The 12,133-nt window shown below is 64.5% G+C and carries 11 protein-coding genes; 3 read left to right on the top strand and 8 right to left on the bottom strand.

Annotated features, from left to right (window positions below):
- Window positions 1-123: 123 nt before the first annotated feature.
- Window positions 124-654: an energy transducer TonB gene (locus tag QYH69_RS15665; protein WP_308832775.1), complete on the top strand. Its 531-nt coding sequence runs from the start codon at window positions 124-126 to the stop codon at window positions 652-654.
- A 422-nt stretch (window positions 655-1,076) separates the two neighbouring features.
- On the top strand, window positions 1,077-2,384 hold the full coding sequence (locus tag QYH69_RS15660; RefSeq protein WP_308832774.1) for an MFS transporter: 1,308 nt from the start codon (window positions 1,077-1,079) through the stop codon (window positions 2,382-2,384).
- An 820-nt stretch (window positions 2,385-3,204) separates the two neighbouring features.
- Here QYH69_RS15660 and waaC read toward each other — a convergent pair.
- A complete protein-coding gene (gene waaC, locus QYH69_RS15655; RefSeq protein ID WP_308832773.1) occupies window positions 3,205-4,224 on the bottom strand; it encodes a lipopolysaccharide heptosyltransferase I in 1,020 nt (339 codons plus the stop codon).
- Window positions 4,225-4,577: 353 nt separating this feature from the next.
- On the opposite strand from waaC, the gene QYH69_RS15650 reads away from it, so the two are divergent.
- On the top strand, window positions 4,578-6,074 hold the full coding sequence (locus tag QYH69_RS15650) for a chloride channel protein (RefSeq protein WP_308832772.1): 1,497 nt from the start codon (window positions 4,578-4,580) through the stop codon (window positions 6,072-6,074).
- A gap of 103 nt (window positions 6,075-6,177) precedes the next feature.
- Here QYH69_RS15650 and QYH69_RS15645 read toward each other — a convergent pair whose 3' ends face one another.
- The 7 genes from QYH69_RS15645 to QYH69_RS15615 all read right to left on the bottom strand — a co-directional run bounded on the left by QYH69_RS15645 (window position 6,178) and on the right by QYH69_RS15615 (window position 12,088).
- Window positions 6,178-6,474 (bottom strand): YXWGXW repeat-containing protein, encoded by a 297-nt coding sequence (locus QYH69_RS15645; RefSeq protein ID WP_308832881.1) that lies wholly within the window; start codon window positions 6,472-6,474, stop codon window positions 6,178-6,180.
- Window positions 6,475-6,778: 304 nt separating this feature from the next.
- Window positions 6,779-7,033: a cell division topological specificity factor MinE gene (gene minE / locus QYH69_RS15640; protein ID WP_075157892.1), complete on the bottom strand. Its 255-nt coding sequence runs from the start codon at window positions 7,031-7,033 to the stop codon at window positions 6,779-6,781.
- Window positions 7,034-7,046: 13 nt separating this feature from the next.
- On the bottom strand, window positions 7,047-7,862 hold the full coding sequence (minD, locus tag QYH69_RS15635; RefSeq protein ID WP_075157893.1) for a septum site-determining protein MinD: 816 nt from the start codon (window positions 7,860-7,862) through the stop codon (window positions 7,047-7,049).
- Between the two features lie 91 nt (window positions 7,863-7,953).
- A complete protein-coding gene (gene minC / locus QYH69_RS15630; protein WP_308832771.1) occupies window positions 7,954-8,775 on the bottom strand; it encodes a septum site-determining protein MinC in 822 nt (273 codons plus the stop codon).
- A 287-nt stretch (window positions 8,776-9,062) separates the two neighbouring features.
- Window positions 9,063-9,596, bottom strand: a complete 534-nt coding sequence (locus QYH69_RS15625; RefSeq protein ID WP_308832770.1) for a GNAT family N-acetyltransferase — start codon at window positions 9,594-9,596, stop codon at window positions 9,063-9,065.
- A gap of 289 nt (window positions 9,597-9,885) precedes the next feature.
- On the bottom strand, window positions 9,886-10,671 hold the full coding sequence (gene map, locus QYH69_RS15620; RefSeq protein ID WP_308832769.1) for a type I methionyl aminopeptidase: 786 nt from the start codon (window positions 10,669-10,671) through the stop codon (window positions 9,886-9,888).
- 196 nt (window positions 10,672-10,867) lie between these two features.
- Window positions 10,868-12,088, bottom strand: a complete 1,221-nt coding sequence (locus QYH69_RS15615; RefSeq protein ID WP_308832768.1) for a monovalent cation:proton antiporter-2 (CPA2) family protein — start codon at window positions 12,086-12,088, stop codon at window positions 10,868-10,870.
- Between the last annotated feature and the right edge of the window lie 45 nt (window positions 12,089-12,133).

Below are 12,133 nucleotides of genomic sequence, written 5' to 3'. Positions count from 1 at the left end.
CGCCCGCGCACGCGAGCAAGCAACCGTTCGTTGCCCCTCTCATCCGGACGAACATCTATTGAATTGCGGTGCGCCTGCGCTACGATCGCTGTGAGCGGCTTCACGCCGCAGCAGGAATCGAAGATGCCCGATCTCCATCTCCACCGCCGCGCCATTTTTACCGGTTACAGCTCTTCCATTCCACGCGCGCTTTCGGCCGCGCGCGCATCCGCATTGCTGCTTTCGCTTTTCGCCTACGCGTGTACGCTCACCCCTCCGGAACGCCCGGTTGCAACGGTACCGCTCGCGGCAATCAACAGCGCCACACTCGACCAGTATCGCGGTGCCGTCGCAAGACGCATCATGGAGCGCAATCCATCGTACGTTCTGCAAGGAGTGCCGCAGGCCATGCTGCGCTCGCTCGTCGTCGTGACGTTCGTCGTCGACAGTCGCGGGCAGATCGTCGCGTCGTCCGTCTATCGCACGAACGGCGACGACGAAGCGGAAAGCACCGCGCTCGCGACGCTGCGCCGCGCCGCACCGCTGCCGCAGCCACCCGCAAAACTGCTCGACCGCGCAGGCCACCTCGAGTTGTTCGAAGACTGGCTCTTCAACGATAACGGCAAGTTCCAGTTACGCACCTTTGCCGCACCGCAAGCGCAAACCCTCGATTGACGCAAAGGCACAACAGACGATCCGCAAACGAGGAAAGCCAGACGAAACCCGCTGTTTAATGTCGCAGCGCCTCGCTGTCGATATAATTTGGCCACTCCCTGCCGGAGCCCTCCGGTATCGCTTTCGCCGCACGGTGATCCGCCTGCGCCGGATAGCAAGGTGGTCGCGTGCCGCGTTATCCGCGCGTTCGCCCGCCCGTTTTTTTGCATCGTCTGGCACGCTGCCCAAACCGGCAGTAGTCCGACAGGTAGGCCGCACCGCAATCGCGGCCGCCTGTGGCAGACCACACATCGCAATCCGCCTGAACGCGGTATGTCAATCCAGCAACGGTGCGCCGACACTACGGCCGGCAGCGCGTATCGTGCGATCCATACGTCGAACACGCCTGCACGCGGTCGCACCATCGATACGGAGTTTTACGCATGTCCTCACCGCCGATTTCAAGCACCGGCCCGAACCTCGGGCAGCAACAAGGCACGGCGCGCATCATCTTCGCGAGCTTCATCGGCACCGCGATCGAGTTCTACGATTTCTATGTGTACGCGACCGCCGCGGCGCTCGTGATCGGCCCGGTGTTCTTCCCGCATGGGTCGGCCACGGCGCAGGCGCTGTCGGCATTCGTCACGTTCGGCATCGCCTTCATTGCGCGGCCGATCGGCTCGTTCCTGTTCGGTCACTTCGGCGACCGCGTCGGCCGCAAGTCGACGCTCGTCGCGTCGCTGCTCGTCATGGGGCTGTCGACCACACTGATCGGCTTCGTGCCCGGCTACGACACGATCGGCAGCCTCGCGCCGATCCTGCTGTGCGTGCTGCGCTTCGGCCAGGGCATCGGTCTCGGCGGCGAATGGGGCGGCGCGGCCCTGCTTGCCACGGAAAACGCGCCGGCCGGCAAGCGCGGCTGGTTCGGCATGTTCCCGCAACTGGGTCCGTCGGTTGGCTTTCTCGCATCCAACGGACTGTTCTTCGGCCTCGCACTGTCGCTCTCGGACGAGCAGTTCCGCAGCTGGGGCTGGCGCGTACCGTTTATCGTCAGCGCCGTGCTCGTCGCGCTGGGTCTCTATGTCCGGCTGAAGATCGCGGAAACGCCCGCGTTTCGCGCGGCAATCGAACGGCACGAGCGCGTGCGCGTGCCGGTCGCGACGCTGATCTCGCGCTACTGGTGGCCGACGCTGCTGGGCTCGCTCGCGATGGTCGTCTGCTACACGCTGTTCTACATCTCGGCCGTGTTCTCGCTGTCGTATGGCGTGTCGGCGCTGCACTTCACGCGTCAGGGCTTTCTCGGCATGCTGTGCGTCGCGGTCGTGTTCATGGCGCTCGCGACGCCGCTGTCCGCCTGGGCGATCGATCGCCTCGGCCGCAAGCCCGTGCTGATCGTCGGCATTCTCGCTGCGGTCGCATCGGGTTTCGCGATGGAGCCGCTGCTCGGCAGCGGCTCGATGCCGCTCGTGCAGTTGTTCCTCATCATCGAACTGTTCCTGATGGGCGTCACCTTCGCGCCGATGGGCGCGCTGCTGCCCGAACTGTTTCCCACCAACGTCCGCTACACGGGCGCAGGTGTGGCATATAACCTCGGCGGGATACTCGGTGCGTCGGTTGCCCCGTATATCGCGCAACTGCTTGCCGCGCACGGCGGACTCTCGTGGGTCGGCGGCTATGTGTCGGTGGCCGCGCTCGTCAGCCTGTTCGGCGTGATCTGCATGCGAGAAACGCGCGATGCGCGACTGATGTAAAGCGAAGAAAAAACCCGGGCGCACTGTCTTGCGCCCGGGACCAGCCATCGCGACAGCGGCCGGCATCATGCCGCCTCCCTGTCGGTCATCACGCCGGCCACGCGATGGACTGCATCACCGGTAGTAATACCCGTGATGGTGATATCCGCCGCCGTCGTACGGCACGACGACGCACCCCCCCAATGCAGTGGCCAGCAACGCACCTGCAATCAACATCGCAACCAGGCGTTTCACTTCTCGTTTCACAGCGTTCTCCCATCGAGTCGGTATCGTTATTCGAGTGCATCTCGAATGTTTCCGATTGAACACGAACGTCAGAATGGGGACCGTTGCAATTTGTAAGCAGCCTTGGAGTATCTGTTACACGGACGATGCCGCGCGCCGCGCGTGATGCGGCAAGAATGGGCATCGAAGCCCGCCGTTGATGCATCAGCGCGCCTCGCGAGCGAGCCATGAGGCTCGTGAGCTTGCTAAAGCGTTGCTTCCGGATCAAACAAAAGCGACAGTTTTAACAAGCGTGTAATGCGCTTTGACGCATCGATCGCGCATCGATCCCTGCGTCGATCGCGCATCGAGGGGCTTGCTCAAGTCAGATGGAACTCCGTGCACGCAGCACAGTCTCTATCAGTGCAGTGCCTGATTGTTTGTTCATTGCAGTGTTTCCTCTCCGCCCGCGTGACAGCGCGAGCGTTCTCGAGGCGTAGCGATTCAGTCGCCCATCGAATCGGACGACCGCGCGCTACGCCTCTTTTTCTTTTCGCTGCGTGTCTCTTCGTTGCGTGCCGTTTCGAGCGTGCGCGATTCGCGAAGGCAGGAAAGGTCAGGGCGCGGCAACGGAGCGCGTCGGCATCTTGCGCGGCTCGCCTTGCGCAGGCGGACTGCCGTGCACGTAGTCGATCGCCTCGATCGCGCGTTCGATGGGCGGCACGGAATGGCCATCGCCGATCGACGTCGACCGATACGGCGCTTCGTTACCGAAGTGCGTCGGCGACGTTGCAATGAAAATCATCACCGTGCGCTTGCCAAGCGCGTGAGCAAGATGCACGAAGCCGGTATCGACACCGATCACGAAAGCCGATACATCGACGAGCTGCGCGATACCGGTTACGCTCAGCTGCGGCAGCACCCGCGCCTGCGGCACCTCGGCCACGATCTGCTCCGCTTCCTTGCGCTCGCCTTCGGAACCCCACGGCAACACGACACAAAAGCCGCGCCGCACGAGATCGGCGGCCACGGCAACCCATGACGCGATCGGCCATTTCTTGTCGTCTTTCGATGTTGCGTGAAACAGCACCGCGATCGGCCTGCCGCCCGCGTCGACGACCGGCTGCGCGGCGGGCGGAATACGCAGGTTGTAGACAGCCGGGCCATCGGCCCGATAACCGAGCGCGTCCGCAACCGTATCGCGCATGCCCTGCCATGCATTCGCATCGCGCCGCGGCACGAAGCGGCGCGAGTAAGCGAACGCGGCGCCCTGCTCGCCGAGATTCTTCGCGTGATAGCCAAAACGCACTTTGGAGCGCGCGAGAAACGCGATGATCGCGCTCTTGTAGACGCCATGGATATCGACCACCACGTCATAGCGATACGCGCGCAGTTCGGCAATCGATGCGGCAATCGCCTTGAAGTCGGCCCAGTGCCGCGCCTTCTTGAAGCGGCGCAGCGGCGCGCACAACACGCGGTCGACGCTCTGGTTCCAGCGCGCGACTTCCGCGTGCGCCTCGTCGCAGGCCCAGTCGACCGCTACGCCCGGAAACGCGCGTTTGAGGTCGGCCACGACCGCCTGCGCCTGGATGACGTCGCCCAGTGACGTGACTTTGACGACTAGAATTCGCTTCATTGATGACCCTCTTTCTCGCGGCGTTGCCGGCCTGCCGGCCGTCGGAGCAACGCGCATGCGCGGCGCGTGGCTTCCCGATCGCGAGCGTGTTCGCGCGGAACGCGTGCCCGATCAGGCTCGCGCCTAACCCGGGATTTTAGCCGACCCGTGCACGCGGGGCCGCCGCGTGCGAACAGCCGAGCGGAAAAGCCACGGGCGCCGCGCCGATCAGCGCAAACATTGGTGCGTCGCACACGCGCGCGGGCAGCGCTCAACGCAGTTCAACGGGCTTTCAGGAATACGGCGCGCATCATGCGCCGCTATAATTCACGCTTCGCCACCGCCCGCGTTGCTTGCGCATATTTGCCTACGCCATGCTGAGGACATCCATCCCGCTGTCGTCGAACATCGTCCGGCGTACGAAGCGACTCTGGCGCCAGTACGGCATCTTCTGGCTCGGCGCCATCGCCGTCGGCCTCGCAGCCGTTTACTACGCACGGCTCATCGACTGGGGCTACAACACGTTTCTCGAGCAGCAGCATGAGCGCCCGTGGCTGCCGCTCTTCGTCACGCCCGCCGTTGCCGCGGCCGCCGCATGGCTAACGCGGCGCTTCTTCCGCGGCGCCGAAGGCAGCGGCATCCCGCAGGTAATCGCGACACTGCATACGCGGCCAGCCGAAACGGGCGCGCGGCTCCTCACGCTGCGTATTCTGTTCGGCAAGGTGCTCGTGTCGTTCCTCGGCATTCTCGGCGGCTTCACGATCGGCCGCGAGGGCCCGACCGTGCAGGTCGGCGCCGCGCTGATGTTCAACCTGCGGCGCTTTTACCCGCGCTCCACCGCGATGATCGAACGCCAGCTCGTGCTCGCAGGCGCGGCCGCGGGCCTGTCGGCCGCATTCAACACGCCGCTCGCCGGCATCGTGTTCGCGATCGAGGAGCTCACGCGCAGCTTCGAAGCGCGCGCAAGCGGCGTGCTGATTACCGCGATCATCATCGCCGGCGTGATCGCGCTCGGGCTCAATGGCAACTACACGTACTTCGGCACGATCGAAGTCGGCGCGCATTTTCCCGATACGCTCGCGCTGGCCGTACTGCTCACCGCAGTGGTAACCGGTATCGCGGGCGGCATCTTCGGCTGGCTGCTGCTCAATACGTCGCGCTGGCTGCCCACGCCGCTCGTCAGGCTCAATGCCGAGCGTCCGGTAGCGTTCGCGGCGCTGTGCGGCCTCGTGATCGCCGTGGTGGGCATCATCTCGGGCGGCACGACGTTCGGCAGCGGCTACGCGGAAGCGCGCGGCCTGCTCGATGGCCGCGAGCAACTGTCGATGTTCTATCCGCTGCTGAAGATGGTTTCGATGGTCGGCTCGTACCTGCCCGGCATTCCGGGCGGCATCTTCGCGCCGTCGCTGTCGATCGGCGCAGGCTTCGGCAACGTGCTGCATACGGTGTTTCACGGCATGCAGCTGCAGATGCTGATCGCGCTCGCGATGGTCGGCTATATGGCCGCCGTCACGCAATCGCCGATCACGTCGTTCGTGATCGTCGTCGAAATGATCAACGGGCACGCGCTCGTCATCTCGCTGATGGCGACCGCGCTGATCTCGAGCCGCGTGTCGGCTTTCTTCACGCCGCCGCTCTACGAGACGCTCGCGCGGCGCTATATGACGCCGCCGTCGCCGTCCGCTGCTGCCGGGGGCGCGGCGGCCTCGCACGATGTGCCGGAGCCGCTCGCGCATGCGGCGCCTTCGGATCCGAACGATGACGAAACAACGGCGAACGGCAACGCAACGGCCGATGCGCGCGACGGCAGCAACGACGCTGGTCGCGCCGCGACGCAACAGGACGAGGACGCGGATACGCCGCGACGCTGAGCGGCCGACGGCAAAGCCCGGGAGCACGCTATGACCCAGGCCCGGCCGGGACGGGTCGCACCCTGCGCGCGTGTGCCCCGCCGTGTCCTTAGCCGCGAGTCGATCAACCCCAATGCCCGGGCACCCATCGCCAGTTCGGACCGTGCGCAACCCAGTGTCCGGGAATCCATCGATACCCGGCTCGCGCAGCCCGCCAGTGTCCGGGCACCCATACGTAGCTTCCGCGATACCAGCGCCAGTGTCCGCGGTCCCAGACATAGCCCGCACGCGGCGGCGGCACCCGTTCATAGCGCACGGGCGGCGGCGCGTTCGGCGCGACCACGATGACAGCCGCGGACGCCGCCGACGGCAACGCGAGGACGGCAGCCGACGCGCCCGCCACGGCGAGCGCAAACTGCATGAGCAATCGAGAAGACTTTTTCACTTTTTCACCTCTCCGATAAGCGCCGAATCGCGGCGTTATTGCTCTAATGCGCGAGGTGACAGGAACGCCGACAACGGGCGTGTTACCGCATGCGCTGAAATGCAACCGATTATTTCGGCTGCCCGCGCATTTGCATGCGAACGAGGATACGAACGGACGGCAATTCGTTGGCAACACCCGGGCAATACCCAGGCAATACCCAAGCAATAGCCAGGCAATACCCAGGCAATAGCGGCGCTTGCGGCGTGTCGCCGCAAGCGGGAAAAACAAAGGAGTTGCGTCAGGCCTGCGGGATCTCGATCTTGACCTCGAGTACTTCGAGATCGTCGTGACGCTCGAGATTGACGCGGATATCGTCGTCGGAGATTTTGACGTACTTCGAAATCACGGCGACGAGTTCACGTTGCAACGCCGGCAGATAATCGGCGGGGGCACGGCCGCCGGCACGTTCGTGCGCGATGATCAACTGCAGGCGTTCCTTCGCTACCGACGCGGATTTTTTCTTCTCGCCCAGCAAAAACGAAAGAATCGACATACGTGCGCCTCCCTTACTTGGTGCCGAAGAGGCGCTGCAGCAGGCCTGGCTTCTGGTAATCGGTAAAGCGAAGCGACTTCTGTTCGCCGAGGAAGCGCGACACGACGTCCTTGTACGATTCGGCGACGTCCGTGCCGTCGAGGTGTACCGCGGGCAGGCCCTGGTTCGACGCGTGCAGGACCGCCTCGGACTCCGGAATCACGCCGATCAGATCGATGCGCAGAATTTCCTGGATGTCCGACAGCGACAGCATCTCGCCTTCGCTGACGCGTTTGGGGTTATAACGCGTGATCAGCAGATGCTCCTTGATCGGCTCCTTGCCTTCGATCGCGCGTTTGGTTTTCGACGACAGGATGCCGAGAATGCGGTCCGAGTCGCGCACCGACGACACTTCCGGGTTCGTCACGATCAGCGCTTCGTCGGCGAAGTGCATCGCGAGCAGCGCGCCCGATTCGATACCGGCCGGCGAGTCGCACACGATGTACTCGAAGTCCATCGCAACGAGGTCGTTGATCACCTTCTCCACGCCTTCCATGGTCAGCGCATCTTTATCGCGCGTCTGCGAGGCCGGCAGGATGTAGAGGTTCTCGAGCTTCTTGTCCTTGATCAGCGCCTGGTTCAGGTTCGCTTCGCCCTGGATCACGTTGATCAGGTCGTACACCACGCGGCGCTCGCAGCCCATGATGAGGTCGAGATTGCGCAGGCCGACGTCGAAGTCGATCACGGCGGTCTTGTGGCCGCGCAACGCGAGGCCAGACGAGAAGCTCGCGCTCGTGGTCGTCTTGCCTACGCCACCCTTGCCCGAAGTCACCACAATGATTTTTGCCATTGGCCTTTACCTTGTATCCGTCGATTTCGTGAATTGATAGTCCGGTATCCGGTTGCGCATGCAATGCATGCGTGCTGCACACCGCGGCGCACTACGTGAGCCGCAGCGGTTCGATCACCAGCTTTTCTTCGTCGAGCCAGATTTGCACCGCCTTGCCCTGCACGTCGGCAGGCAGCGGATTCTCGGTCGTACGGTAAATGCCCGCGATCGAGATCAGTTCCGGCTCGAGACAGGTGCAGAAAATGCGTGCATCGTGGTCGCCATGCACGCCGGCGAGCGCGCGGCCGCGCAGCGGTGCATAGATATGAATGTTGCCTTCCGCGATGATTTCCGCGCCGTGGCTCACGAGACCGAGCACGACGAGGTCGCCCTTCGCATAGATCCGCTGCCCCGAACGCAGCGGCTTGTCGACGACGAGGGTTTGCGACGACGCGCCGGCCGCGCCGGTCAATACCGGCTCGGCGGGCTGGCTTGCCGCGGCGGCCGCAGCCTGGCCTTCCGCCGCGGACGCCGCAGCGACGGCCACGGATGCCGGCGCACCCGTTTCATCGGCCGCCCGCGCTTCGTCTTCGCCGGCCGCCTTCGTAGCCGGCCGACGGTCGCGCGCCTCGAGCAGCGGCAGATTGGCTTCGCTCACCCACGCGTGCTGCGCCGCATCGGCGACGACGCCGATTGGCCGCATGCGCACGCTATCGAGCAGCGCGGCGATCTCGGCGAGCGGCACGCGCTCGTTTTCGGCGAGGCGGCGCACGTCGATCGCGACGACGTCATTGGCGAAGAATTCGGGGGTCGCCTCGAAGCGGCGCGTGAGTTCGGCGCGCATTTCGCCGAGGTCGGTGGTTTTGACCACGAACAGAAGCGTGTCCACCGCACCGCTGCGCAATTCGAAAAAAGGCGATTTCCTGGGCGACATAGCGTTCGGCAAAAAATTTTGCGTATTTTACAGGGGTCCTGGCGCGCGTCGAACTTTTTCGGCCGAACTTTTCGTCGACGGACGGCGCGAACGGCGAAGCGATACGGGCAAAACGCGCGGACATACGCGATTGGCGCGACGCACTGCAAGTGCCGCGAGCGCGCGCAATAACGAAAAAACGCTATGGATACGATGAATAAGCGAAGCGCGCGGTCAGCCGGCACCACCGCCCGTGTCGCCGGGCGCCTGCGCCTCGCGGCGCCGCGCGTCTTGCCGGCTGCGCCCGCTCACTGCGCCGGCGGCACCGGCACAGGCGTCACATGGCGCACGAGCTGCGACTCCCACTGGTCTTGTGCGCGCGCGGTCGGCCGATGGTCGCCGGTGGGACCGAAGCCGAGGCGCTCATAGAAGCGCATCGCGTTGCGATTGCTATCGGCGATCCACGCATAGACTTCGGTCGCGCCGCCGCGCGCGAGCCATTCGCTCGCGGTATTGACGAGCAGTTCGCCGCCGCGCAGATGGCGCACGGCCGGCGCCACCCACAGTTCGCTCACGAACGCGCGGCGCGCGGGTGTATTGTCGAAGCACGCATCGATCACGCCGGCCGGATGGCCTTCGGTGTAAAGAATGAAAGTCGTGGACGTGATGGAGGCCGCATTGAGCGCGGCCTTGGCGTCGAACGTGGCGGCATCCGCGGACAGCGCTTCCTCGAGCGTGTCGCCGAATGCGTAAGGCGCCTCCCGCAACGATGCAGTACGGAGCTCGCGGAACACATCGCCCTGATCGGCGGTAATGCGCGCAACGGTGAGTGACGGACTCATTGGAGAGGTAGACCCCGGATCTGATAGCGTAAAACCGGGCGTAGCACGCCTGAACCCGGCCTGAACCCCGGTCCGAATCGAGGCGCGCGAAACATACGCAGCCTTGAACCAGTATAAAACCCAAACTCCGCCGCATCCGCACACGGAGCCGGCAGCGCAGGCCGGCGCATGCGGATCGGCACGAAGCGATGAACCGGCTTCGACCTGACCCTTTCCGCTCAACGGTATAGCCTAACCGAACCGCCAGGCGAGTCAAATCCTTATTTTAATCATCGCAGACGCGCCGTCTTCACGGCGACTCATAGCGTCCGGTGCCGTCGGGCCACGGCGTCAGCAGTTCGAAGCCGTCCTCCGTGACCGAGATCATGTGTTCCCATTGCGCGGACAACGATCTGTCCTTCGTGACCACCGTCCAGCCGTCGCGCATCACGACCGTGCCGGCGCGGCCCGCGTTGACCATCGGCTCGATCGTAAACACCATGCCCGGCTTCAGACGCAGCCCCTGCCCCGGCTGGCCATAATGCAGCACTTGCGGGTCTTCGTGATAGACCTTGCCGATGCCGTGTCCGCAGTAGTCGCGCACGATCGAAAAGCCGTCGCGTTGCGCAACTTTCTGGATGGCGCTGCCGACATCGCCCAGCGTCGCGCCGGGCTTCACCTCGCGAATGCCCGCGAGCATCGCCTCATACGTGGTATCGATCAGCTGCTGCGCGAGGCGGCTCGGCTCGCCGACCGTGTACATGCGGCTCGTATCGCCGAAGTAGCCGTCCTTGATCACGGCAACGTCGATATTGATGATGTCGCCGTCCTTCAGAACCTCATTGCGGTTCGGAATACCATGACAGACGACCGAGTTGACCGACGTGCAGATGGTTTTCGGAAAACCCATGTAGCCGATATTCGCGGCGATCGCCTGCTGGGTGTTGACGATGAATTCGCGGCACAGCGCGTCGAGCTCGTCGGTCGACACGCCGGGCTTCACGTGTTCGCCGATCATCGCGAGCACGTCGGCGGCCAGCCGGCCGGCGATACGCAGCTTCGCGATGTCATCAGGAGTCTTGTAGGTAATGGCCATGGGCGCAAAAACGGTGCGGTGTGCGGCACGCGTCGCGCGGCGCATCACCAGGTTAACGACCAGTCATTGTACCGACACTCCTGACGACGCATTTTTGAGCCCGGCGCGTCGTCGTTGCGGGCGGTCGATACAGGCACGTTTCGCGGTGCCGTTTCGCTTGCCGTGTCGCTTGCCGTGTCGCGCGCCATTTGAGGCATCATTTCGCCTCCTGCGTCGCGTCCCGTCCGCGTGCCTGTTTGCCCTCCGCCGGAACTGCCGCAGACGCGCGCGCCGCCGCCCTCAGCCGTAACGGCAGCAACAGCAGCGGCGTCGTGATCATCGACAGCACGACCGCGAGCGTCACGATCGCCGATGCGCGCGGCTCGACAACGCGCACGGCCAGCGCCGACGACATCACGACGAACGCGAACTCGCCGCCCTGCGAGAGCAGCAACGCGAAGTACGCGCGCTGTTCGCGCGGCACGTTAAAGCGCGGCGCGAGCAGCCAGAGCGCGGCGGCCTTGATGCCGAGCACGGCCGCGACGACGACGAGCACGCGCCGCGCGTCATGCATGAGCACACCGAAGTCGATCGACATGCCGATCGCGATGAAGAACAGCCCGAGCAGCAGCCCCTTGAACGGCGCGATGTCGCGTTCGACCTGCTGCTGATAGCCCGAATCGGCGAGCAGCACGCCCGCGAGAAACGCGCCGAGCGAGGCCGACAGTTGCACGCTGCGAAACAGCAGCGCGACGCCGATGACCCACAGCAGCGCGAACGCGGTGAAGATTTCCGGCGCGCCGGTACGCGACACGATGTGCAGGCCGCGGCGCAACGCAACGCGGCCGACCAGCACGACCGCGACGAGCATCGCGAGCGCCTTGCCGACCGCGATCCAGTTCTCCGTCGCGCTAGCGCCCGTATCGATCGGGCTCAGGAGCGGCAGCAACGCGACGAGCGGAATCGCGGCGAGGTCCTGGAACAGCAGAATGCCGAATGCGGCCTCGCCGGTAGGCGAGTTCAACTGGCCGCGCTGCTCGAGTTCGGACACCGCCATGGCGGTCGACGACAGCGCGAGCGCGAGACCGGCCGTCAATGCGATCTGCCAGTGCGAGCCGAACACGAGAAAAATCGCGGTCAGCAGCCCCGCGCACAGCGCCATCTGCATGCCGCCATAGCCGAAGATCGTGCGGCGCAATGCCCAAAGCCGGCCGACATGCATCTCGAGGCCGATCACGAACATCATCAGCACGATGCCCAGTTCCGAAAAATGCAGGATCGCGTCCACGTTGGTCACGAGCTTCATCACGGACGGCCCGATCAGCACGCCGGCGAGCAGATAGCCAAGCACCGAGCCGAAGCCGAGCCGGATCGACATCGGCACGACGACGAGCGCCGCGCCGAGAAACACGACGACATGGAAAAGCAGGCTTTTCATGGGGACGATAGTGGAACGACATGGAGATTGCGTCTGCAAGCGCGT

It is taken from the genome of Paraburkholderia sp. SARCC-3016 (assembly GCF_031119615.1).
GTDB lineage: Bacteria > Pseudomonadota > Gammaproteobacteria > Burkholderiales > Burkholderiaceae > Paraburkholderia.
The sequence above is the reverse complement of the archived record's forward strand: the minus strand, read 5'-3'. Positions and strand labels throughout refer to the sequence as shown.

What these genes read in the sequence shown, in the direction of transcription:
- QYH69_RS15665 (WP_308832775.1), top strand. Translation starts at nt 124, where the DNA reads ATGCCCGATCTCCATCTCCACCGCCGCGCCATTTTTACCGGTTACAGC.
- QYH69_RS15660 (WP_308832774.1), top strand. Translation starts at nt 1,077, where the DNA reads ATGTCCTCACCGCCGATTTCAAGCACCGGCCCGAACCTCGGGCAGCAA.
- waaC (WP_308832773.1), bottom strand. Translation starts at nt 4,224, where the DNA reads ATGAAGCGAATTCTAGTCGTCAAAGTCACGTCACTGGGCGACGTCATC.
- QYH69_RS15650 (WP_308832772.1), top strand. Translation starts at nt 4,578, where the DNA reads ATGCTGAGGACATCCATCCCGCTGTCGTCGAACATCGTCCGGCGTACG.
- QYH69_RS15645 (WP_308832881.1), bottom strand. Translation starts at nt 6,474, where the DNA reads ATGCAGTTTGCGCTCGCCGTGGCGGGCGCGTCGGCTGCCGTCCTCGCG.
- minE (WP_075157892.1), bottom strand. Translation starts at nt 7,033, where the DNA reads ATGTCGATTCTTTCGTTTTTGCTGGGCGAGAAGAAAAAATCCGCGTCG.
- minD (WP_075157893.1), bottom strand. Translation starts at nt 7,862, where the DNA reads ATGGCAAAAATCATTGTGGTGACTTCGGGCAAGGGTGGCGTAGGCAAG.
- minC (WP_308832771.1), bottom strand. Translation starts at nt 8,775, where the DNA reads ATGTCGCCCAGGAAATCGCCTTTTTTCGAATTGCGCAGCGGTGCGGTG.
- QYH69_RS15625 (WP_308832770.1), bottom strand. Translation starts at nt 9,596, where the DNA reads ATGAGTCCGTCACTCACCGTTGCGCGCATTACCGCCGATCAGGGCGAT.
- map (WP_308832769.1), bottom strand. Translation starts at nt 10,671, where the DNA reads ATGGCCATTACCTACAAGACTCCTGATGACATCGCGAAGCTGCGTATC.
- QYH69_RS15615 (WP_308832768.1), bottom strand. Translation starts at nt 12,088, where the DNA reads ATGAAAAGCCTGCTTTTCCATGTCGTCGTGTTTCTCGGCGCGGCGCTC.